Annotated in this window: 16 protein-coding genes; 9 read left to right on the top strand and 7 right to left on the bottom strand. The window is 63.5% G+C overall.

Translation table 11 applies throughout. The annotated features are described in order from the left end of the window. The first annotated feature begins 14 nt into the window (after positions 1–14). Positions 15–1,835: a tetratricopeptide repeat protein gene (locus I2H31_RS20585; protein ID WP_196294939.1), complete on the top strand. Its 1,821-nt coding sequence runs from the start codon at positions 15–17 to the stop codon at positions 1,833–1,835. 296 nt (positions 1,836–2,131) lie between these two features. After that, positions 2,132–3,871 (top strand): single-stranded-DNA-specific exonuclease RecJ, encoded by a 1,740-nt coding sequence (gene recJ, locus I2H31_RS20580; protein WP_196294938.1) that lies wholly within the window; start codon positions 2,132–2,134, stop codon positions 3,869–3,871. A 77-nt stretch (positions 3,872–3,948) separates the two neighbouring features. Here recJ and I2H31_RS20575 read toward each other — a convergent pair whose 3' ends face one another. Continuing rightward, positions 3,949–4,317 (bottom strand): DoxX family protein, encoded by a 369-nt coding sequence (locus I2H31_RS20575; RefSeq protein WP_196294937.1) that lies wholly within the window; start codon positions 4,315–4,317, stop codon positions 3,949–3,951. 129 nt (positions 4,318–4,446) lie between these two features. Next, positions 4,447–7,584, bottom strand: coding sequence for an RCC1 domain-containing protein (locus tag I2H31_RS20570; RefSeq protein WP_196294936.1), 3,138 nt, complete (start codon positions 7,582–7,584; stop codon positions 4,447–4,449). A gap of 252 nt (positions 7,585–7,836) precedes the next feature. On the opposite strand from I2H31_RS20570, the gene I2H31_RS20565 reads away from it, so the two are divergent. Both I2H31_RS20565 and I2H31_RS20560 read left to right on the top strand, forming a co-directional pair. Next, the gene (locus I2H31_RS20565; RefSeq protein ID WP_196294935.1) at positions 7,837–8,997 is read left to right on the top strand and encodes an acyl-CoA dehydrogenase; all 1,161 of its coding nucleotides are present in this window, start codon (positions 7,837–7,839) and stop codon (positions 8,995–8,997) included. Between the two features lie 158 nt (positions 8,998–9,155). Next, positions 9,156–10,082, top strand: a complete 927-nt coding sequence (locus tag I2H31_RS20560) for a helix-turn-helix domain-containing protein (protein ID WP_196294934.1) — start codon at positions 9,156–9,158, stop codon at positions 10,080–10,082. A 126-nt stretch (positions 10,083–10,208) separates the two neighbouring features. Here the strand turns inward: I2H31_RS20560 and I2H31_RS20555 are convergent, their stop codons facing one another. Both I2H31_RS20555 and I2H31_RS20550 read right to left on the bottom strand, forming a co-directional pair. After that, complete coding sequence (locus tag I2H31_RS20555; RefSeq protein ID WP_196294933.1) at positions 10,209–11,111, bottom strand: hypothetical protein; 903 nt, start codon at positions 11,109–11,111, stop codon at positions 10,209–10,211. A 176-nt stretch (positions 11,112–11,287) separates the two neighbouring features. Then, the gene (locus tag I2H31_RS20550) at positions 11,288–11,638 is read right to left on the bottom strand and encodes a DUF4157 domain-containing protein (RefSeq protein WP_196294932.1); all 351 of its coding nucleotides are present in this window, start codon (positions 11,636–11,638) and stop codon (positions 11,288–11,290) included. A gap of 336 nt (positions 11,639–11,974) precedes the next feature. Here I2H31_RS20550 and I2H31_RS20545 point away from each other — a divergent pair, with 336 nt between their 5' ends. From I2H31_RS20545 to I2H31_RS20530, 4 genes are all read left to right on the top strand, one after another. Continuing rightward, on the top strand, positions 11,975–12,697 hold the full coding sequence (locus tag I2H31_RS20545; RefSeq protein WP_196294931.1) for a C40 family peptidase: 723 nt from the start codon (positions 11,975–11,977) through the stop codon (positions 12,695–12,697). 251 nt (positions 12,698–12,948) lie between these two features. Next, positions 12,949–14,685: a DUF1800 domain-containing protein gene (locus I2H31_RS20540; RefSeq protein WP_196294930.1), complete on the top strand. Its 1,737-nt coding sequence runs from the start codon at positions 12,949–12,951 to the stop codon at positions 14,683–14,685. A 170-nt stretch (positions 14,686–14,855) separates the two neighbouring features. Next, on the top strand, positions 14,856–16,433 hold the full coding sequence (locus I2H31_RS20535) for a DUF1501 domain-containing protein (protein ID WP_196294929.1): 1,578 nt from the start codon (positions 14,856–14,858) through the stop codon (positions 16,431–16,433). Positions 16,434–16,623: 190 nt separating this feature from the next. Then, a complete protein-coding gene (locus tag I2H31_RS20530) occupies positions 16,624–16,941 on the top strand; it encodes a hypothetical protein (RefSeq protein ID WP_196294928.1) in 318 nt (105 codons plus the stop codon). 72 nt (positions 16,942–17,013) lie between these two features. Here the strand turns inward: I2H31_RS20530 and I2H31_RS20525 are convergent, their stop codons facing one another. From I2H31_RS20525 to I2H31_RS20515, 3 genes are all read right to left on the bottom strand, one after another. After that, positions 17,014–18,150 (bottom strand): TonB family protein, encoded by a 1,137-nt coding sequence (locus I2H31_RS20525; protein WP_196294927.1) that lies wholly within the window; start codon positions 18,148–18,150, stop codon positions 17,014–17,016. A gap of 30 nt (positions 18,151–18,180) precedes the next feature. Further along, a complete protein-coding gene (locus tag I2H31_RS20520; RefSeq protein ID WP_196294926.1) occupies positions 18,181–20,994 on the bottom strand; it encodes a TonB family protein in 2,814 nt (937 codons plus the stop codon). A gap of 159 nt (positions 20,995–21,153) precedes the next feature. Beyond that, positions 21,154–22,032, bottom strand: coding sequence for a septal ring lytic transglycosylase RlpA family protein (locus I2H31_RS20515; protein WP_196294925.1), 879 nt, complete (start codon positions 22,030–22,032; stop codon positions 21,154–21,156). A gap of 346 nt (positions 22,033–22,378) precedes the next feature. Between I2H31_RS20515 and I2H31_RS20510 the strand changes: the two genes are divergently transcribed. Beyond that, a complete protein-coding gene (locus I2H31_RS20510; RefSeq protein ID WP_196294924.1) occupies positions 22,379–23,299 on the top strand; it encodes a DUF72 domain-containing protein in 921 nt (306 codons plus the stop codon). Positions 23,300–23,374 lie beyond the last annotated feature (75 nt).

Below are 23,374 nucleotides of genomic sequence, written 5' to 3'. Positions count from 1 at the left end.
TCGTACTGAGATTTATGCGTTCGTATTCCCTTGTTATTGCTGCTTCGCTGCTGCTGGCGCTGCCGGCGTCGGCCCAGCCCACCAAATGGGCGCCCATGAGCGGCTCCGCGCTGGCCCAGGACTATGCCCGGCGAGGCGAGCACGAGAAAGTGGTGTTTCTGTTCGAGAAGCTGTCGGCCGAAGAGCAGTCGAGTCCGGACGTGTTCCCGGTGTACCTGACTTCGCTGCAAGCCTTAAAACGCTATAAGGACGCCGAAAAAGTGGCCAAAAAAGCCGTTAAGCTGCACCCCGAAGACGCCACCTACGGCGTAGCGCTGGGGGGCGTGTACGCCGCCGCGGGCGATAAGGCCACAGCCGACAAGCAGTGGCAGAAAGTGGTAGCCCAGCTTAGCACCGCGCAGGTGGTGCCGGTGGCCACCGAGTTTGGCCGCCGCGAGCTGCCGGAGTGGACCGAGCGCACCTACCTGCGCGGCCGCACCCTCGCCAAAAACGACACCGGGTACGCGCCGCAACTCATCCAGCTCTACACCCAAACCCAGAACCAGCCCCAGGTGCTGGCCGAAACCTTGCACCTCGTGGCGCAGGACGAAAAGCAGTTGCCCTTCGTGCGCAATATGCTGCAAAACGCCCTGCGCGAAGAAAAAGACTTCGACGCGCTGGAAAAGCTCTTGCTGACCGCCACCCAGGAGCACCCCGACCAGTCGGCCTACAGCGAGCTGCTGCTCTGGCTGCAGGTGCAGCGCAAGGACTTCAGCGGCGCGCTGGTGCAGGCCCGGGCCCTCGACCGCCGCGGCAAGGGCGAAGGCCGCCGCGTGATGGAGCTGGCCTCCATTGCCCAGTTGAACAAGGACTACGAAAGCGCCATCGACGGCTACGCCTACGTGGCCAAAGAGTACCGCAACGGCCCGTACGGCAATTTTGCCCGCCAGCGCCTGCTCCAGGCCCGCGAAGCCCAGGTGAGCACCACCTACCCCGTTGACCTGGCCAAAGTGCGCGCCCTGGTTGCAGAATACGAGCAGCTGCTGACCGAGCTGGGCCGCACGCCCGACACGGCGCCCGTGCTGCGCAACCTGGCCAACCTGTACGCCTTTCAGCTCAACGACCGGCCCAAGGCCATGACGCTTTTGCAGGAAGTCATCGACATGCCGCGGGCCAGCGACGACGTGGTGGACGAGGCCAAAATCACACAAGGCGACTTGTATATTCTGAAAGGCGAGCCCTGGGAGGCCACGCTGCTGTACTCGCAGGTGGAAAAGTCGCACAAAGACTCGCCGCTGGGCTACGAAGCCAAACTGCGCAACGCCCGCCTGAGCTACTACGCCGGCGATTTCAAGCTGGCTCAAAGCCACCTGGATATCCTCAAGGAAGCCACCACCCGCGAGATTGCCAACGACGCCATGCAGCTCTCGCTGCTGATTCAGGACAACACCGTGGAGGACACGCTGGGCCTCGGTTTGAAGGCCTACGCCGCCGTGGAGCAGCTGGTGTTCCAGAACAAGCTTCCGGAAGCCATCCGGGGGCTGGACGCGCTGCTGGAGAAGTTTCCCGGCCACTCGCTGTCCGACGACACCTATTACCTCAAAGCCCAGCTGCAGCGCCGCACCGGCGACTTCCCGGGCGCCATCGCCACGCTGGAGCGCATTACCAACAACGTGAAGTACGACGTGTTGAGCGACGACGCCCTGTTTCTGATGGCCCGCATTCAGGAAGAGGACCTCAAGGACAAGGTGAAAGCGCAGGAGCTCTACAACCAGGTAATAGTCAAATACCCCGGTAGCATTTACGTGGCCGAGGCCCGCAAGCGCTTCCGCAAGCTGCGCGGCGACGGGGTGTAAGAACGGTGTGCCCCGAAGCTATGCTTTGGTTCACTGAAACGATGACGCCTGGCCGAAGCAAAGCTTCGGGGTATAGGCAAAGTGCTACCTAAAAATCACGAACATCAGCGCCAGCACCAGGATGAAGGTGCCGTACATCAGCGCGTCGGTGCCAATGTATTGGCGGTATTGGCGATAAAAATCCCGTAGCTTACTCATGGTCTGCGGCAGTAGGAGGGGCCCTGCACCGAAGGTACGGCGGCCGGCGCGGGGCCGGGTTTGGTCGTACTTTTGCAACCATTTTGACGAAGTATCCGATGCCCATATCCGCGAGTAAGCGCTGGAATTATATCCCCGAAACCAACCCGTCGGCGGCCCTCCGCCTGACGCAGGCCCTCTTCATTGCCCCGGAGATAGCCGCCCTGCTGGTGCAGCGCGGCATCGACACGCCCGCCGCTGCGGCCGCCTTTTTCCACCCGGATTTGCGCCAGCTGCCCAACCCGCTGCTGATGCGCGACATGGACCGCGCCGTGGCCCGCCTCACCCGCGCCTACCACGAGGGCCAGAAGGTGCTCGTGCTCGGCGATTACGACGTGGACGGCATCACCTCCGTGGCCACGGTGATGAGCTACCTCACGCCCCTGTTCGGCGCGGAGCGGCTGCGCGACTACATCCCCGACCGCTACACCGAAGGCTACGGCATCTCGCAAAAAGCCGTCGATTTTGCCGCTGACAACGGGTTTGCCCTCATCGTGGCGCTCGACTGCGGCATCAAGGCCGTGGAGCAGGTGGCCTACGCCACCGGCCAGGGCGTCGATTTCATTATCTGCGACCACCACTTGCCCGGCGAGGAGCTGCCGGCCGCCGTGGCCGTGCTCGACCCCAAGCGCGCGGATTGCGAGTACCCCTACAAGGAGCTTTCCGGCTGCGGCGTGGGCTTTAAGCTGATGCAGGCTTTCGGCGAGCACCTGGGGCTGCCGCAGGAGCCGCTGCACGACCTGCTCGATTTGGTGACCGTGAGCATTGCCGCCGACATCGTGCCCATCACCGGCGAAAACCGCATTCTGGCCGCCCACGGCCTGCGCCGCTTCAACGAAGATGCCCACTTGCTGCGGCCCGGCCTGGCCGCCCTGCGCGAGCTGGCCACCCTGCGCGAAGGTCCGCTGGGCATCAGCAGCCTGATATTTGGCTTTGCGCCGCGCATCAACGCCGCCGGGCGCATGGGCGACGCCCGCCGCGCCGTGGCCATGCTCTTGGCCCCCGACCAGCAGGAGGCCCGCTACACCGCCGAAGTGGTGGACCAGATGAACCAGCAGCGCCGCGGCTCCGACCAGCACACCACCCAGGAGGCCCTCGACATGATTGCGGGCAGCCCCACGCTGCAAAACGCCCACGCCACCGTGCTCTACAAGGCCGACTGGCACCAGGGCGTACTCGGCATCGTGGCCTCGCGCTGCCTCGACCAGTACTACCGTCCCACCGTCATCCTCACCCAACGTGACGGCAAAGCCACCGGCTCGGCCCGCTCCGTGGCGGGGTTCGACGTGCACGAGGCCCTGGAAGCCTGCGCGCCGCTGCTCGACCAGTTTGGCGGGCACCGCGCCGCCGCCGGCCTCACCCTGAAGGTGGAAAACGTGCCCGCCTTCCAGCGGCGCTTCGAGGAAGTGGTGGCCGGCACCCTCACCACCGAGCACCTCGTGCGCCCCGTGGAAGTGGCCGCCGTGCTGCCCATTGGCCGCATCAACGAGGAATTCTTCGCCGAGCTGCGCCGCATGGAACCCTTCGGGCCCGGCAACCCCAACCCGGTGTTTGCCTCACAGCGCCTGATAGCCGTGCCCCACAGCGCCCGCGTGGTGGGCCAGGGCCACCTCAAGCTGCGGCTGGCCTCGGCCGATGCGCAAGGCCCGGCCGTGGACGCCATTGGCTTCGGCCTGGCCGACTACCTGCCGCAGATTGAGGAAGGCCAGCCCTTCAGTGCCTGCTACACGGTGGAGTTGAACGAATACCGCGGCCAGCGCGCCGTGCAGCTCCGCCTGCTGGACGTGCGCTGGGAGTAGAGGAAATAAGGGATTGGGAAGAAGGGAAGGGATAAGGCACTAGGTGAAGGCAAGTCCTTTCTCTTATATCCTCTTTCTTATCCCTTATTCCTCCCAAGCGCAATCCGCCACACCCACCACAGCAGGGGCAACTGCAGCGGCAGTCGGCCCCAGGCCACCCAGCCCGGAATGCCCAGTTGCTCGTGAATCAGGGCCATGTACACGTTGGCCGGAAACACCGCCACCAGCAGCGCCAGCAGGCCCCAGCCCGCTATTTTTCGGGTGGAAGCCAACAGGAGCCCCGCGCCGCCCAGGATTTCAAAAACACCGCTCACGTACACCAACGCCCGGGGCTGTGGCAGCTGGGGCGGCATGATGGCTAGGTAAGTGGCCGGATGCACGAAATGCCAGACGCCAGCTGCCACGAAAAGCAGGGCCAGCGCAAACCGGCTGAGAAGAGGAATCATCAGCTTAAAAAAAATGGGCCAGCCACGACAGTGGCTGGCCCAAGTATAACCTTCCGGGCCATAGTAAGCGTCCGAACGGGAGCTTGCGGCACCTGGCAGGCAGTGGAAGATGAAGGACGCTGAAGGTGCCTAGTGCGCCACGGTGAGCTTCTGGGAGGCCACCACCCGGCCGTTCACTTCAAGCGCAGCGGTGTAGAAACCATCGGGCAAACTGCGCACCGGCAGCCGCACCTCGCCCGTTGCGCCGGCCACTTCGGCAGCACCCACAACGTGGCCCACCACGTCGCGCAGCACCACGCGGCCCGCCGGGCTGGTGGAGGGCAAGGCGTAGGCGAAGGCCGCCGTTTCGTTGGCCGGGTTGGGGTAGGGCGTGCTCAGGCGCGTTTCGGAGGCGGTGGCTACGGATTGCTCGCCCGCGGGCTGGTTCTCGCTCACCGGCCGCAGGTACACGCCCGGCGTGGCCGGCGAGGAGCCGCAGGCGCCGCTTCCCGAGATGTTGGTGTTCGTGGCCGAAGCCACCGGCGAGAGGGTGCCGTCGGATTTAAAGATGGCGTTGCCTGGGTTGGTGAAGCTCACGCTGCCCAACTCCTCTTGCGCGGAATTGTAGCGGTAATACACGAAGGAGCCGCCCCCGCTGGGCCCGCTGGCGTCGTACACAAACCGTTTGGTGTCGGCAATGCCGTCAAACCGGTTGCCGTTGGGCACCGTGGAGCTGCCTATTGAAGCCGAAGACGGGGCGCCCGCCGTCACCCACACCCCGATTCCGCCGCTCTGGGTGGTGCTGAAGGTGTTGCAGCGCAAGGTGGTTTGCACCGGGAAGGTGGGGTAGCCGCTGAGGTGGTAGCCCGTGAGGCGCAGGCCCACCACGTTGTCGGTGAAGGTATTGCCCACGATGTAATGATAGACGTTGCTGTAATTGTCGTTCGTGGAAACGGTCAGGCCCTCGGCGAGGGAGCGCAGCACGTTGCCGTCGTACACCTGGACGTTGCCGCTCACCGACATGCCAAACTGCTTCACGGGGTTGGTGGCCGGCGTGCGGTTGGCGCCCTGCACGGTGTTGGCCGTAATTTCCACGTCGCCGCCGGAAGAATAAGAAATAATGCCAGTGGCCTGGGCCGGGTAGCTTGCCGGCAGCTGCGCCAGCAGTGCCGCCGGCCACACCGCCGGCACCACCACGTTGTTGTGGTAGATTTCGCCCCCCGTAGGCGCGGTGGCGTACATATAAATCCCCGCGAAGTAGTTGTCCGCGAACGAACTGTTGATGATGTGCAGCTGCCCGGCCTGCCCCAGCATGCCGTACTGCAGGTTCTTGAAGCTGTTGGCGTCGAAAGACGCGGCGTCGTAGTTGCCGCCGAATACTTTGGTGGGGGCGTAGTCCACCGACTCAAACTGAATGCCGAACTGGCCGTCCTGGAACGAGCAGTTCCGCACGCCCTCGCCCGGTTGGGCCGTGCCCTTGGCCAGGTCGTAGAGGCCCGTGGTGTTGTTGATGAAATCGGTTTGCGTCAGGTAATATTCGTTGGTGTTGGAAATGGTCCAGTCGGGCGTGTAGCTGTACACGCCGGTCGTGGCGTCGCGGATGACGCTGCGGTAAGTGCGCTTGCCGCTCACCACGGCCTCGGTATAGATTTTGGCGTCGCCCGTGAGGACTATGCCGCCCCACATGTCGGGGCAGTTGGCTTGCAGCGTGGCGCCGTACAGCCGCAGCGTGGCTTTCTGCACGTCCACCGCGGTGGAGTTGTAAAAGGGGGCGTTGCCCAATTGCCCACTGGTGCCGTCCACGTAAAACTGGGTGTTCATGAGCAGCACAAACGTGCCGTTGACGAACTGCACGTTGCCCCGCACGTGGTACACGCCGTCGAAGGTGACCTTGCCGTTGTAGGGCGGCTGGCTGGCGTCGATGACCGTGGTGGTGCCAAACGTGCCAATTTCGGCCGGGGAGGTGGTGTTGCCGTGCGCGGCGGCTACGTACGTGGCCCCGCTACGCTGGAAATACGCGCGCTCCGGGCCACACGAAGGGAACGACGCCACCTGGGGCACCGCCGGGCACAGGTTGCCCGGGGTGGTGGGGGTGTAGGAGCCGCCGTACAGGCTGGTGTTCACGGGCGTGTAGCCCAGCGGTCCGTTGCCCCAAAGTTTCACCGTGCCGTTCGGCTCGATGCTGGTGAACTGGTACGACTGCCCCGTAATCTGCGTGTTGGGTGCGAACACCGGGCCAGGCACCGGCGTGGCGGCGTAGGCCGGCGAGCTGATGCCCAGGCTGCCGTGGTCGTTGCTGCCCCACACGTACGTCACGCCATTGGCCTGCACGGCGCAGGTGCTCACGTTGTTCAACGCCACCGACACAATGTTGGTGAGCACGCCCGGCCCCACCTGGGTCGGCACGTTGACGTAGTTGGTGTGGCCCAGTCCCAGCTGACCAAAGTCGTTCTTGCCCCAGTTGTACACCGTGCCGTTGGCGAGGACGGCCCCGGCCCGCACGTTGCAGCCCTCAATTTGCCGCACGTTGCTGAGCGGGAGTTGCACCGGCGTCCACACGCGGGTGGGCATGTTGGCGGGAAAGCCCATGCCCAGTTCACCCGAGTCGTCCACCCCCCACGTCCACGCGTGGCCGCTGGCGTCCAGGGCCATGGAGAACTGGTCGCCGCTGGCGATGGACCGGATGTTGGCCAGGGCCGTTACCTGCTGCGGTGCGTACACAATGGCGGGGCCACCGCTACCGGTGCCCAGCGCGCCGTCTTGCCGCTGGCCCCAGCTCCAGACCGTGCCGTCGGCACACAGCGCAAGGGTGTGGTAGAAGCCGCCCGCCACCGCCACCACGTTGGTCAGGCCCGGCACCTGGGTGGGCGTGGTCGTCGAGGCCACGCTGCTGTTAATGCCCAGTTGTCCCGTGCTGTTGTCGCCCCAGGCCCACAAGGTGCCATCGGTCAGGATGGCAAAGCTGGAGTTGTAAGTAACGGCCACGCGCACGATGCCGGCCTGAAACGGTAGCGGAATGGATACCGGGGTCGCCACGTAGCCGGGGTTATTGCCCAACTGGCCGTACGTGTTGTAGCCCCAGCCTTTCAATGAGCCGTCCTGGCACAGAATCAGGTTGTGGAAACTCATGTTGCTGCTCGGGGCCAGCGGCTTGTTGGCGGCCTGGGGGCGGGCTTGCCCGGCGGCGGGCAGGCTGGCAAAGGCCAGCAGCCAGCAGAAGCCGGCCAGCAGCACGGCCCTGGGAGAAATGCGGCCGTAGCCGCCGGGGGGTAGTAGACGTAACTTCATCTTTGGTAAGGGTTAATGTGAAATGGTAGCGCTATATCGGAAGAATACTCCGCACTGCCAAAGCCGGCAACGCTCCAACTGGCCCAAGCCCGCGTCGGGGGGCAGAGCCTGGGCCCTTGGCCAGAAAAACACGCTGAATCATTCAGGCCTTTCAAGCTGTTATGCCTGCCACCGCGCGCCCACGGTTCACCTTGCCAACGGCGCGTCAAGGCGTACTTTTGTGTTATTAAAATCAACATTCCCACCGCCCCCATGCAAACCGCCACCTCCCCGAACATTTACCAACTCTCCGAAGAACAGCTCGCCGTGCGCGACGCCGCCCGCGACTTTGCCCAGAGCGAGCTGTGGGCCGGCGTCATCGAGCGCGACGAGCACCAGAAGTTTCCCGCCGAGCAAATCAAGAAGATGGGCGAGCTGGGCTTCATGGGCATGATGGTGAGCCCCGAGTACGGCGGCTCCGGCCTCGATACCGTGAGCTACGTGCTGGCCATGGAAGAAATTTCGAAGGTCGACGCCTCGTGCTCGGTCATCATGAGCGTGAACAACTCGCTGGTGTGCTGGGGCCTGGAGAAATACGGCACCGAAGAGCAGAAGCAGAAATACCTGCCGCGCCTGTGCTCCGGCGAAATCATCGGCGCCTTCGCCCTCTCCGAGCCCGAAGCCGGCTCCGACGCCACCAGCCAGCGCACCACCGCCGAAGACAAAGGCGACCACTACCTGCTGAACGGCACCAAAAACTGGATTACCAACGGCACCACGGCCTCGGTCTACCTCGTCATTGCCCAAACCAACCCCGAGCTGAAGTCGCGCGGCATCAACGTGCTGATTGTCGACAAGGACACGCCCGGCTTCGTGCAGGGCCCCAAAGAGAACAAGCTCGGCATCCGCGGCTCCGACACCTGCTCGCTGATGTTCACCGACGTGAAAGTGCCCAAGGAAAACCGCATCGGCGACGACGGCTTCGGCTTTAAGTTCGCCATGCAGGTGCTGGCCGGCGGCCGCATTGGCATCGCCTCGCAGGCCCTGGGCATTGCTTCCGGCTCGCTGGAGCTCAGCCTGAAGTACGCCAAGGAGCGCAAGGCCTTTGGCGTGGAAATCGCCAAGCACCAGGCCATTCAGTTCAAGCTCGCCGACATGGCCACCAACGTGGACGCCGCCCGCCTGCTCTGCCTGCAAGCCGCCGCCGACAAAGACGCCGGCCACGACTACGGCAAGTCGGGCGCCATGGCCAAACTCTTCGCTTCGAAGGTGGCGATGGACGCGGCCGTGGAGGCCGTCCAGATTCACGGCGGCTACGGCTTTGTGAAGGAATACCACGTCGAGCGCTTCATGCGCGACGCCAAGATTACCCAGATTTACGAGGGTACTTCGGAAATTCAGAAAATTGTGATTTCGCGGGATATTCTCAAGTAGACCGCGAATTGCCTAAAATTCAGATTCATTGCACAAAACCCAGCCACTTTTTGGCTGGGTTTTTAGTTTTTGTGAATTTCAAGGTGTTATCTTGCACTGCGATTTGTACGCATCCGTGTGAACCGTACCTCTAAAAGGCCGCATTGGCACCTTGAATTATGGAAGATTACAATAAAGTCATCGAATCGTTGGGCGTCCGCTACATCAAAGCGAAGAACCTGGTATTGCACCAGCCCTTCACGGTTCGCAACTCTTATGACGTCGGCAATAACCTCATCCTTTTGCACAAAGGCCGCCTCACCTTTGGCGAAGAGGAGATGGTGGTAGAGGAGGGCGAGATGCTGTTCATCCCCGGCGGCCGGCCCACCCGTGTGAGCTACGGCGAAGACCTCAAAAACCGGGTCATCACCAACGACGACCTCATCACCAACAAGGACAAGTTCTTTCACTCCAACGACAACCTCGACCTCATTGGCGAAGCCGACGAAAGCCACAGCTTCGTGAGCTTCGAGGCCAAGGTGTTCGACTCGGTGAACTTCTTCGCCTCGCTCGACGTGCCGGCTTTCCTCATCTCGGGGCAGCCCAAGCTGGCCAATCTCGTGATTAAAGTGGTGGAAGAGAGCATTCAGGACCTGCCCGGCCGCGAGCGCCTCATCAACATCTACACCGAAAACATTGTGGTGGAAGTGGTGCGCTACGTGCTGCGCAACAACATGTTTGTGGAGCAGCTGGCCACCAACAGCACCTACTTCAAAGACCCGCGCCTGATTGACCTGTTCAACTACATCAAGGAAAACCTGGGCGGCGACCTCTCGAACAAGGTGCTGAGCGGCGTGGCCAACGTGAGCGAGGACTACGTGGGCCAGTATTTCAAGATGCTGACCAACATCAACCCGCAGGATTACATCGAGTACCAGCGCATGGAGCGCGCCGTGTTCCTGCTGCGCACCACCAAGAAAAGCATCCGCGACATTGGCAAGGAAGTGGGCTACAAAGACACCGCCTATTTCTGCCGCCGCTTCAAGATGATGTTCGGCATTCCCGCCGGCAAGATGCGCCGCCGCGAGTCGGCCATGAACATCTAAGTAACAGCTAGTAGTAAGCGGTTAATGATTAATTAGCATACTTGCCATTACCGCCTGCATCAGGTCAACAAAAAAGCCCCGCTTCACATCGAAGCGGGGCTTTTTTGTTGACCTGATGCAGGCAGTCTATTCGATGCTGCGGAAGTCGTCGTTGTGGCGGTAGCTGTTCTCGGAAGTGCGGGCGCCCGTGTCGCCGCTGCCCGAGGCCGAAGACGAGCCGCTGTCGGAACGGCTGCTGCCGCCCAGAATGCCGCCGCTGCTGCTGGAGCTCTGGCCGCGGTCGGCGCTGGCCGCGCCGCTGTTGTAGCTGCTGCCGCTGCTGTAGCTACCGCTACCGCTGCCGTAGTTCGAGCCGCTGGCGTTGCCGTAGCTGGAACCGCTGCCGCCGTAGCGGCTGCCGCTGTTGCCGTAGGGCGAGCCGCTGTCTTGGCGGCTGCTGGCGCCCGAAGCCGAACGGCGGCTCGTAGAGGCATCCGGAGCCTGGTAGCCGTAGCTGCGGCGGCCGTAGCTGCCGCTGCTCTGGCGGCCGTAGTCGGAGCGCGAACTGCTGTCCGACGACGACTTGCCGCCCTTACGCAGGGCCAACCAGCCCAGGCCGGCCGCCAGAATGGCGCCGCCCACCACTTTTTGCGTGGTGCTGAGTTCGTTCACGCGCGAAAGAGCCCGCGTGCCCCAGTCTTTCACGCCCTGCGGCAGTTGGTTCACGGTGTCCATCACGCCGGAGTCTTCAATCCATTTTTTGCCGCTTTCCATGGCCGTGTCCAGCAGCGTGCCGCCCTGGGCGTTGGTCTGCTGGCCTTCGCCCTGGCGGTCGGCGCCGGCGTTGGCTGAGGTTTGGGCCAAAGCGTCGGGGGTAGCCGAGGCATCTTGGGCGCTGCTGGTGCTACGGCCCGAAGCCGCTTTGCGGCCGCTGCCCGACACGGTGGCGTCGTTGCCGAGGCCGGTGCTGCCGGTGGGGTTGCCGGCATTCTGGTTGCGAACGTCATCGCCGGCCATCGGCGAGCCCGGTTGGTTTTGTTGGTTATCCATGGCGAAAGGAAGGAAAAGTGGAGGTGGAAATGGGAAAGACAAAGCGAACAGTAGCCGACTGGCTACGGGGGCATTTATTCGTAAGTCGCCCCGGATAAGTTGCGTTACTACTCAATCTTTTGCGCCACGCCAACGCACTCAGAAAAAGCTTTTTGCGTGAAAAACCGAAGTTTGGGCTACGGCTGGGTGGCGTGCCGGGGCAGCGGCCGGAGCACGTGGCTGGGGTCGGCCAGCACCACGCGGCGGGCCTCCTCGCGGGCTTCCACTTCATATTTGTTGTGGTAGTAGCCCACGCGGGCCGACTCGACGAGGTATTTCCACAGGAAAGGCAGCAGGCCGTGCTCCCGGTATTGGCGCAGGTGCACGGCTTCGTGGGCCACCCATTCGGCATCGGCCAGAAACTCGGCGCGGGTGGTGCCGCTCAGGTGCACTGTCTGGCCGATGACCATGGCCACGCGCGGGGCGCGCAGCACCATGCGGGCAATGCGGGCAAGGGGAGAGCCGGTCCAGGTGCGGGGAGTTTGCATAAAGTAAGATAGGGGAATAGTGAAGCCGCGCTATTACGACGAAGTGCAGGGTACGGTTGCAAGCCTAAAAAACATTATTCGGCTAATAATTTTAATTTAATAAAGAAAATTTGAATTTTATTCAGCAGAAGTGTGGAGCTTACGAAAAGTTTAGGTTAGCTTTACCCAACGACCTATTCCAAAGGGAATATAATTTTCCCGGTCCGACTGCTTTTTTACCTTTCATCACCCGGCCCCACACGGCTCCGCCTATCGCCTAAGAAATCTACTAGCCCGGCTCTTCCCGCGCCTTTGCAGGAACCCGGATTTGTGCTCCCCACCCCCTAACGACGGACAATGAAACATACGATTCTGTATTGCCTCGCCGCTGGCTCCCTGGCCCTCTCTTTCTTCTTCGAACGTGCTCCCGATGCTTCGGCCACGGCTCGTGCCACCGCGGCACCGGCCGTAGCCGAAGCATCGCTGCTTCCGGCCCTGACGAATGAGCCCGCCACCAAAATGGCCCCTGCCAACCCCGCCGGCACGCCCGCCAATACACCCGTAGAAAAGCCCGTGGCGCCCACGGCCGCCGAACTGGCCGCCTCGCGCGACTCGCTGGCCTACCACTACTACGCGCAGACCCTGGGCCTGCACCTGGCCTTCAACGAGAACAAGGACCTGCTCCGGACCGTGACCGACTGGATTGGGGCCCCGTACTCGTATGGCAGTAACTCGCGCCGCGGCACCGACTGCTCGGGCTTCGTGACGCGCGTGTTTCGCGAGGTGTACGGCATCAACCTCATTCACTCCTCGCGCGCCATGTTCAGCACCACCAAGCGGGTGGCCAAGAGCGAGATGGAAACCGGCGACCTGGTGTTTTTCCGGCGGGGCAAGGGCCCGATTTACCACGTGGGCATCTACCTGAAAGACGGCAAGTTTGCTCACTCGGCCACCAACGGCGGCGTGATGGTGAGCTCGCTGAACCAGCCCTACTACCACCGCAATTTCTACGCCGCCGGCCGCGTGCGCGCCGCCAAAGCCGCCGACGAAGCCCTGGTAGCCGCCGTGACTGCCGAATAACCCGAGAAGCTGCGACGCAGCGAGGCAAAGCGCCCGGCCCCGACGGCCGGGCGCTTTTTTTGTCCGTTCGCCGGGCAATTAGCGCCATTGGGATGGGTGCGATTGCCGTTGCATCAAGAAAAGTGCATATTGTAGTTAAACCCGCCGCCAGCTCTTGAGTCAATGCTAAGCCGTTGGCTCCTAAGCGAAAGCTCCTGAGCTGAAAACGCCTTTTTATTGTTGCTTCCGGCTTCATTTTTACGTGCCTGCTTATGAATCGTAGACTTTTCCTCCAACGAAATGCCGCCGTTCTGAATGCTCCGGCCGCTGGGGCGCAGGCCGTAGCAAGGCCCGCTGCCACCGCCGCGCAGGACCCGCCGGAGAAGGTGAGCCGCTACGCCAACAAAGCGCTGCCCACGGGCCTGTCGCGGGCCACGAGCACACTGGCGCCCTACACCGGCCCGTGGGGCTACAAACAGGCCGCGCACCTGCTGCGCCGCAGCCTGTTTGGGCCCACCCGCCCGGAAATACTGACTGCCGCCGGTTCCAACCTGACGGCGGTGCTCAACGGCCTGCTGGCCCCGCCCGCCGCCCCGGCTCCGCCCGTGAACGTATCGACCACCGACACGAGCGTGGCCATTGGCCAGACGTGGACGACGCAGGTGTTCGACCAGAATTTTGAAGGCGTGCGGCGCAACTCGCTGCGCGACTGGTGGATGGGGCAGCTGCTGGGCCAGGGCACCTCGCTGGCCGAGAAGATGACGCTGTTCTGGCACAACCACTTCGTGGTGGAACTGGGCGACATCAACGACGCGCGCATGGGCTACGAATATTGCCGGCTGCTGCGCCAGCACGCCCTCGGCAACGTGCGGCAACTGGCCCGGGACGTGACCATTACGCCGGCCATGCTGCGCTACCTCAACGGCAACCAAAGCACCGGCGGCGCCCCGAACGAGAACTACGGCCGTGAGCTGCTGGAACTCTTCACGGTGGGCAAGGGCCCGCTGATTGCGCCCGGCAACTACACCAACTACACCGAAGCCGACGTGCAAGCCGCCGCCAAGGTGCTCACGGGCTGGCGCGACCAGGCCACGGTGCCGGTGGGCAGCTACTTCACCGCCAGCCGGCACGATGGCACCACCAAGGTGTTCTCCTCGTGTTTTGGCAATGCCCGCATCGCGCCCAACGGCGCCAGCGAGTACCTCGACCTGGTCAACCTGATTTTTCAGCAGGCCGAGACGGCGCGGTTTCTGGTGCGCAAGCTTTACCGCTGGTTTGTGTACTATGTGATTGATGCGCAAGTAGAAACCGACGTCATTCAGCCCCTGGCCACGCTGCTCATTCAGAACAACTTCGAGGTGACGCCGGTGCTGCGCGCCCTGCTCGGCTCCGAGCATTTCTTCGACGTGCTGAATATGGGCTGCCTCATCAAAAGCCCGCTCGATTTCACGGTGGGCTTGTGCCGGCAAATGCAGATGGTGTTTCCGACGGCGGCCAGCAGCGTGGTGGCCCAGTACGGCATGTGGAACTACCTCAACGGCGTGGTGGCCCTGCAGCAGCAAACCCTCGGCGACCCGCCCAACGTGGCCGGCTGGGCGGCTTACTACCAAACCCCGCAGTACCACGAGCTGTGGATAAACGCCGTGACGCTGCCCCGCCGCAACCAGATTACGGACCTGTTCATCGGCAACGGCTACACCCGCAACAGCGTCAAAATCGTGATTGACCCGCTGGCACTCACCCAGTCGCTGCCCGCCGCCACGGCGGCCGACTGCAACCTGCTCATCGCCGAGTTTGTGCAGCTGATGGTGCCCATTGATTTGACGGCCAATCAGATTGCTTTCCTGAAGTCGACGCTGCTGCCCGGCCTGCCCGATTTTGAGTGGACCGTGGAGTGGCAGCAGTACCTGGCTGCGCCCACCAACACGGCCAAAAAAGCCGCCGTGACCACCAAGCTGCAAGCCATGCTGCGCGCCCTGATGGGCCTGGCCGAATACCATTTGTCGTAACGCTTGTCAGAGGAGGCACGACGAAGCAATCCGTCCTGGTCTTAGCGACCCGCCTACTATTGTGACAAATGCCTTTTGGCAAGGGCTTTAATTCATCACTTCCTAAAAGTGTCTGGAGTAGACAGGACGGATTGCTTCGTCGTGCCTCCTCGCAATGACAGTTCAACCCCATGAAGCGTCGCGAATTTTTACAGACCACGGCCGCCGCTACGGCCGGCACCGCCTTGCTGGCCGGCGTGCCCATTGGCGCCTACGGCTACTCGCCCCAGTTGGCGGCGCTTACCAACGCCACCACCCAGTCGGATAAAGTCTTGGTCATCATTCAGCTGCAGGGCGGCAATGACGGCCTGAACATGATAATCCCGCTGGACCAGTACCCGGCCCTGATGGCGGCGCGCGCCAACATTGCCCTGCCCCAGAACCAGGTGCTGCCGCTCACCACGGCCACGGGCATTCACCCGGCCATGGCGGCGCTGCACAACCTCTACCAGAACGGGCAGGTGGGCGTGGTGCAAAGCGTGGGCTACCCCAACCCCAACTTCTCGCACTTCCGGGCCACCGACATCTGGACCTCGGGCTCCGACTCGAACGTGACGCTGACCACGGGCTGGGCCGGCCGCTACCTCGACGGCGAGTACCCCGGCTTCCCCACCGGCTTCCCCAGTGCCCAGAACCCCGACCCGCTGGCCATCAGCATCGGCTCGGTGGTGAGCAACTGCGTGCAGGGGCCCAGCGTGAACATGGGCATGGCCATTGCCAGCACCTCGTCGTTTCTGCAGCTGCTGAGCGGCGGCGTGGACGTGGCCCCCAACACGCCCGCCGGGCACGAGCTGACGTTCATCCGGCAAGTGGTGAGCCAGACGCAGGTGTACACCACGGCCATTCAGGCCGCCGCCGGGCGCGCCCAAACGCTCTCGCCGCTGTACCCCACCGCCGGCCAGAACTCGCTGGCTGACCAGCTCAAAATAGTGGCCCAGCTGGTGGCCGGCGGCCTGCAAACGCGCATTTACGTGTGCACTCTGGGTGGTTTCGACACGCACACGCTGCAGGTGCCCACCACGGGCAGCCCCACCACCGGCACCCACGCCACGCTGCTGGGCAAGATTGCCGAAGCCGTGAATGCCTTTCAGGACGACTTGCGACGGCACGCGGTGCAAGACCGGGTGGTGGGCCTCACGTTCTCGGAGTTTGGGCGGCGCATCAAGTCCAATTCGGGCAATGGCACCGACCACGGCGCGGCGGCCCCGCTGCTGGTGTTCGGCTCCAAGGTGAACCCCATGGTGCACGGCCCCAACCCCACGCTGCCCGCCAGCGCCGGCGTAAACGACAACGTGGCCATGCAGTTCGATTTCCGCAGCGTCTACACCAGCATCCTGCAGGACTGGTTCCAGGTGACGCCGGCCACGCTCACGCAGCTCTTTGGGCGCAGCTTCCCCTACGTGCCCGTGCTGCGGCCCGGCGCCCTGCTGGCCACCGCCAGCAAGGCCGAAGTGGCCGACTTCACGGTGTACCCGAACCCTGCGCCGCGCGACGGCCGCGCCACCGTGGCCTACGACAGCGCCGGCGGCCACGTGCAAGTGGTGCTCCTCGATGCGCTGGGCCGCGAAGTGCGCCGCGCCGTGGACCGCGAGCTGCCGCGCGGGGCCCAGCAACTGCCGCTGGACCTGAGCGGCCTGGCCCCGGGCGCCTACTACTGCCAAGTGCGCGAAGCCAGCCGCACCGGCTCGCGCATTGTGGTGGTTGAATAGGGAAGAAGGCTAACCATCAGATAATAACCGGCAATAGCGGTGGTTGGGCCTTTCGTAGGCCGCCGGGCTGTTGCCGGTTTTTTTGTGGGAAAATGGGCGAAAAAGCAGCCCCGCCGGTTCCTTTTGCGTAGAGGATTTTTCGGAGCCCTGCGCTCTGTTTCCTTTCACCTCCCCCTTCAACACCTTCTTTATGGAAGCGCAAATCGAACAACAACTGGAAAAAATTCTGCCCGAAGACCTCGCCCGGACCTTTGAGAGTGCCTACCACGTGTTCCAGGGCAACCACGAGCACATGGATGACCTGCTGAAAAACGGCGGCGTGCTGCTGCGCAAAGCCGCCCAGCGCTTCTCGCCCACCCAAATGGTGGTCGGCATCGCGGCGCTGGCCGCCGTGGCCGTGGTGCTCATCAACCGCGCCAGCAGCGACGACCACGAAGGCGAAGCCCGCGACGTGAGCAAAGGCGACAACAAGCGCCAGCTCGGCGGCAAAGACCAGGACAAGAAATAGGTTCGCCAGCGAACCCAGAAAAGCGGCATCTTAATCAGATGCCGCTTTTTTTGTGTCTTATCGAGAAGCGTCTTATCGGATATCGACCACTACCGGCACCACCAGGCGCACCGCCACGGCCTGCCCGTGCTGCCGGCCCGGCGTGAAGCGTGGCAGGCGCAGCGTGGCCGCCACCACCGCGTCGTCCACGGGCCCGGAAATGCTCTTGAGCATCACCGGCCGGGTCACGCGGCCGTCGGGCTCCACCACGAAGCTGACCTGTCCTTCGCCATTGGCGGCCCGCTCGGGGTAGCGGATGAGCTCCTGCAAGACCGATTGCAGGGCCCCGGGACCGGGGTGGTCGGGCAGCTCGGGCATTTGCTCCACCTGGCTGTACACTTGGTTTTCGGGCACGGGCGGGGCCATGCCGGCTGACTGCGCTGCGGGCTGAAACCAGATGCTGAACGTCTGGGCCATGGCCACGGGCTGGTCGTCGTAGCCCAGGGCGGGCTGCCAGCGCGGCAGGCCGCGCACGAGGCGCAGGGCCTCGTCGTCGCAGCTGGCACAGAGCGGGTTCACCACTTCGCAGGCGCCCACGCGGCCGTCGGCTTTGAGCACGGCGCGCACCACCACGCGGCCTTGCAAGTCGCGCTGCGTGACTTCGGGCGGCGTCACGCGGTTTTTTTGCAGGTATTGTTCCAAAGCCGCCTCGCCGCCGGGAAACTGGGCCGGTCGCGTCACCTCGTTGGCCGCGTACACGTGCCGGAGCGAGAGAAACAGCACCGGCACGGTGAGCAGCGTGGCCACCGACTGGCCGTTGTAGAAGCCCGGCACGAGACGCGGCAGGCGCTTCACGGCCGCGAGCGCGGCGGCGTCGCAGGCGGGGCTGAGCGACTGGATGACTTTGGCCTGCCGGGGCACGCCGCTCACGCCAATCACCACGCGCACGAACACGCGGCCTTCCACGTGGCCCTCGCGCACTTCGGCGGGCAGTTGCACCTGCTTTTGCACGGCCTTTACCAGGGCCAGGTTGCCGCCCCCGCCGGGGAGGGCAGGCAGCTGCTCCACGTAGCTGAATATCTGAGTGGTATCGACGCCATAGCGGCCGTAGACCTGGGCCGTGGCCGGGTGGGCGGCGGTGCCAAAGCCTGCCAAAAGCAAAGCCAGCCGCAACTGTTTAGAAGTCAGGCCGGTTTTGGTGGAGCCGGGAAGAATGCAGCAGACGCCCATGCCGCAAATTTATTGACGCGCCGGTTTAGTTTAGTCCAGTTTAAAGGTGATGGGCACGGTGAAGCTTGTTGCCACCGGCCGGCCGCCTTCGTGGGCCGGAACGAAGCGAGGCAGTTGCCGAACGGTAGCCAGAGCGGCTTGGTCACACCCGCTTCCAATGCCTTTGAGGACCTTGGCATTGCGCACGGAGCCATTGGCTTCAACGGTGAAACCCACAAAAACCCGGCCTTCAATATTATTTCGCACAGCGGCCGCCGGATATACCAGGTGCTTCGCCAAGGCTTCGGCCAGGGCAGCGTTTCCGCCACTCGGCAAGTGCGGCATCCCCGGAAACGAGCACACGATGGTCCCGGCTTCGGATGCTGGCGCGGGGCTGTGGACACGGGAAGTTGTATGTGCCCCCGAGCCTTGCAAGGTCCAGGCCGTGGGCACGCGCGGGTTGGCCTCATCGGCCGAGCGCAGAAATACCAGCTCATCCAATTTGCCCACGCGCCAGGTTTCCAGCATGTTGTTGTAGAATGGCGAGCCGGGGTTGCCGCTCTGGCCGCCCGGGTACACGCCGTAGGCTTTCACCTGCGGCCCCAGCGCCACCACCATGCGCCAGGAGGGCCCGTTGCGCTCAGAAGTAGCGTTTACGATGCCCGCGCCGCCGCCGCAGTCCACGTCCATCTGCCCGAAGCCGGGGAGCTGGAGCAGGTGCGGGACGTCGGTGCTTTTCTGGCTGGCCCAGCGCCACTTGGGCGAGAGCGGCCCGAACTTGCGGGTGAGCGAGTCGGTGGCGAAACGCAGGCTTTGCAGCGCCAGCTGCGGCAGGGTCTCCTTGGCGGTCGTGCGTCGGTCATCTATCCACGGCGACGCTGGCTCATTCAGAATCAGGTTGTTGGTGCGGTCGCGGGCCGGATAACGGAAGGCCGGGCCATCGGGCGTAAGGGGAAATTCGTCGTCCCAGAGGCGCTTCACCAGGTCATTATACCACAGGTTGAATACGCTGGGCCCGATGGCATCAGCGGTGTACTGGTAGCGCCAGCGGCGCATTTCGGCCAGCACCCGGCCTTCGGGCGAGTTGGCGGGGGGAGTGGTCCCGTGCTCGCTCACCAGCGCCAGCAGGCGCGGCAGCATGAGTTGGGCGTTGAGGTCGAGCACGTCGTTCTGAAGCTGGCGCAGGCTGTCGGGCGTCACCTGCGTCATGGCCGCGAGGCGCTCGTTGATGCGGTGGCCGCGCTCGTAGCTGCCGAAGCTCCAGTTGAGGTAGTACGGGTAGTCGGGGCCGGCCGAAAACTGGTTGGCCGAACTCACGAAGCCGCGGGCCGGGTTTTTCACGTGCGGGTTCTGGGCCTGCGGAATCCAGCCCTGCCAGTCGTAGGCCGGGTCGGTGCCGTCGAGGATGAACTTGCCCTGGTCGCGCCATTTCAGCGGGAAGCGGCCGTTCGGCCAAATGGCGATGTCGCGCTCATTATCAGCGAATATAAAGTTCTGGGCCGGCGAGCCGTAGCTCGTGAGCGCGGCGGTGTAGTCGGCGTAGGAGCGGGCCCGGTTCAGCTGGTAGAAGGTCAGGACTTCGTTGGCGCCGTCGTGGGCGGTCCAGCGCATGGCGTGGGCAATGGGCGTCTGGTTCAGGAAGGGCTTTTCGGGCTTGTCGTACACCACCGGGCCGTGGTGGGTGTAGAGCACGGTGTCGAGCCGGTCGGGCTGCCCGCGCACCTTAATGTGTTCCACCACGCGGCGCACGGGTTTCCAGCGCCCGTCGTGCCAGTACTCACGCATGGTCTTGTCCTTGAACTTCAGCTGATAAAAATCAAGCACATCGGCCGCCACGTTGGTCACACCCCAGGCAGCCTGCTCATTGAAGCCGATGATGACCGTGGGCGCCCCCGGAATGGTGACGCCATACACGTTCACGCCCGGCGCGCTCAGCTGCACCTGGTACCAGATGCTGGGCAGGTTGAGCTGCAGGTGTGGGTCGTTGGCCAGCAGCGGGTAGCCGGAGGCCGACTTCTCGCCGCTCACCGCAAAATTGTTGGAGCCCAGCTCCGGGTCGGGCTCGTCGCGCAGCTGCTGAGCAGCGTAGGCCGCCTCAAACGATTTGGGCACCGGCGGCGCGGCCAGTGGCTTGAAATCAAGCGGCGCGCCCACGGGCACGATGGGGTCTTCGCGCGTGGGGTAGTCCGGAAATAGGTCCTTGGTCACGGCCGGGCCGTATTTGCGCAGGATGTTGCTCATGCGCAGGTCGTCAGTGCGCCCACTCAAATCCCAAGCCATGTACTTGAGCAGCAATGCGCATTTCAACGGCTCCCAGGGCTCGGGCTGGTAGTCGAGCAGCTTGTACTCAAAGGGCAATGTGCTAGGCGTGAGCTGACCGATATAGGCATTCACGCCCGCCGAGTACGAATCCAGCACCACCCGTGTGGTGGGGTCGGCCATCATCACCTTCAGTGAGTTGGCCGCGCCGAAGGGCAGGCCCATGCGCCGGAAAAACCGGTCGGTTTCCAGCCGGGCCGGGCCCACGATTTCCGCCAGCCGCCCCGCGGCCACGTGGGTCACGAAATCCATCTGCCAGAGCCGGTCGCGGGCCGTGAGGTAGCCCTGGGCAAAGTACAGGTCGTGGTCGTTTTGGGCGAAAACATGCGGCACGCGGTGGTCGTCGTAGCGCACCGTCACGGGGGCCTGCAGGCCAGCCAGCGCCAGCGTTTGCTGCGCCGGAAAGTCGCCGGGCCGCTCGCCGTTCTGCCAGAAGCCGCGGTAGGGGCTCAGCAGCTTGCCCAGCGGCGGAAAGTCGCCGTGCTTGGTGTTCAGCACCCACACGAGGGTAAGGCTGGTGGCTAGGGCCAACAGGGCTTTAATCATATTAGTTATCCGTTGTTCGCTGTCAGGATTTCGGGCAAAAGCAAAGGCCAAGTAACGACAACGCCGTCAATTGGCCTTCACGCGAAGCTTTACCAGTAACCAAACACAGCCATCAGACAAACCAGCCTGACAGCTGACAACCAAAAATAAATAACTAAATCACCGCAGCGCCACTTCGCGCACCAGCCCGCCGATGCCCCAGACCAGCAGCTGCTGGCGCACGGCTTCCGCCTCGGGCTTCTCGCCAAAGTTGCCCACGAGCACGCGGCTGCGCTGGCGGCCATCAAGTAGTTCTTGCGAAATGTTCACGCTCACGTCGGGCAGCAGGGACTTGATGCGGGCCTGCACGGCCGCGGCGTTGGCGGCATCCACAAACGAGCCGGCCTGGACAAGGAAGCCCACCGGGCAGTTCACGGCCTCGGCCGGGCTAATGGCCTGGCCCTTGCTGACGGACGCGGCGGCCAGCAGCGCGGGCTTCACTTCCGAAGCGGCTGAATCAGCAACGGGGGGTACTATATAGGTGGTGAACGCAGCGTCGGGGTTGGGGTCGGCGGCGTAGAGGGCGGCCAGGTTGTCGGGCGTGGTGGCCGGGCCCAGGGGCGTGGTTTCGGCCACCACTTCGGCCACCACGGTGGCGGCGCCGCACTCGGTGATGCCCAGCGGACGGGCGGCAATTTCAGAAAGGTCGAGGATGCGCTGGTGACGGAAGGGGCCGCGGTCGGACACGCGCACAACGACTGACTTGCCGTTTTTCACGTTCGTGACGCGCAGGCGGGTGCCGAAAGGCAGGGTTTTGTGGGCGCAGGTGTATTTGTGACGGTTGTAACGCTCGCCGCTGGTGGTGCGTCGACCCTGAAAGCTACTCGCGTACCAGGAGGCCCGGCCGCGCAGCACCGTGGTGCCGACGCTGGGGGCGGAAGAAGCTGCTTTGTGGGTGCCACGGGCAGTGGTGGCGTGCGCCGGAGCGCCCAGGAAAGTCAGCAGAAAACAAAAGCAACTGGAAAGGACGAGCACTGTAGAGCGACGAAATAAAATCATGCGTTTTGCAGATGGTGAGCAAAACAAACATAGGCCTACCCGCCGGGCAATTGCTAAATTTCCAATCCAGCTACTAACCGAGTTAGGTCAAAAATTGTCCTTTTCCCCGAAAACTTGCATTTAATTAATCTTCATGTTGGCCCGAAAAGTAGCCGTGAGGCCGCCTCAAACTATATTTTGCCGAAACCGACCCAATCCATTGCGCAGGTGCAAAAATTAGATTATGCGACGCGTACAAAATTTGGGCATCGGCCGCCCGGGCATCTTCGAAACCCGGTTGCGAAAGTCCCGGATTTTTCGTAAGAGCAGTGCCCCGCTGCCCCGTCCTGGGCCCTACCTTTGCCCCATGGATTTCGGCCGTCTGCCCGACTTGCGCTACGTTGATTTTCGGTTGCCGCCCGACCACCCCGAAACCGCCCACGTGCTGGCCCGGGCCCGCCCCACGCAGCCGGCGCCCGCCCGCCTGCACGTGGGCTGCCCCATCTGGACCAACAAGGAATGGCTGGGCAGCTACTTCCCAGCCGGCATCAAGGAGCCCGACTACCTGCACTACTATGCGCAGCAGTTCAATAGCATTGAGCTGAATACCACGCACTACCGGATTCCGGACGCGGGCACGGTGCGGCGCTGGCGCGAAGCCGTGGGCCCGAATTTCCAGTTCTGCCCTAAGCTGCCGCGCAGCATCAGCCACGAGCGGGAGTTGTTTCAGGCCGATGACCTGGTAGTGCCCATGGAGCGGGCTTTTTCGGCCTTGGAGGAAAACCTGGGCTGGGCGTTTCTGCAATTGCCGCCGCATTTCGGCCCCGAGCACCTGCCGCGGCTGGAGCGGTTTCTGCTCGACTTTCCCGAATCGGTGCCGCTGGCCGTGGAGTTGCGCCACCCGCGCTGGTTCGCCGACCCGGTGCTGGCCGATGCCGTATTCGCCACCTTCGAAGCCCTCAACAAAACGCTGGTGATAACCGACGTGGCCGGCCGGCGCGACGTGCTGCCCATGCGCCTGACCACGCCCGTGGCCTTCATCCGCTTCAACGGCCACGGCCTGCACAGCACCGACTACCAGCGCGCCGACGCCTGGGCCGAGCGGCTGGCTGCCTGGGTAGCGCAGGGCGTGCACGACATCTATTTCTTCATCCACCAGAAGGACGTGCGCCACGCGCCGGTCTTCGCGCAGTATTTTCTGGAGAAGATGCGCGTGCTCACGGGCATCGTAGTGCCGCCGCCGTTCGTCATCCCGCAGCCGGTGCAGGGCAATTTGTTTGGGTTTTAAGCCGCACCATTTTAGTTGCCTGTCATCCTGAGCGGAGCGAAGGACCTTCTCACGTTAAAACGTTCTGCCGTGAGA

Origin of the sequence: Hymenobacter ruricola (assembly GCF_015694525.1) — a bacterium.
GTDB lineage: Bacteria > Bacteroidota > Bacteroidia > Cytophagales > Hymenobacteraceae > Hymenobacter > Hymenobacter ruricola.
Note: the sequence above shows the minus strand (reverse complement) of the source record. Positions and strands in the feature narration are given on the sequence as shown.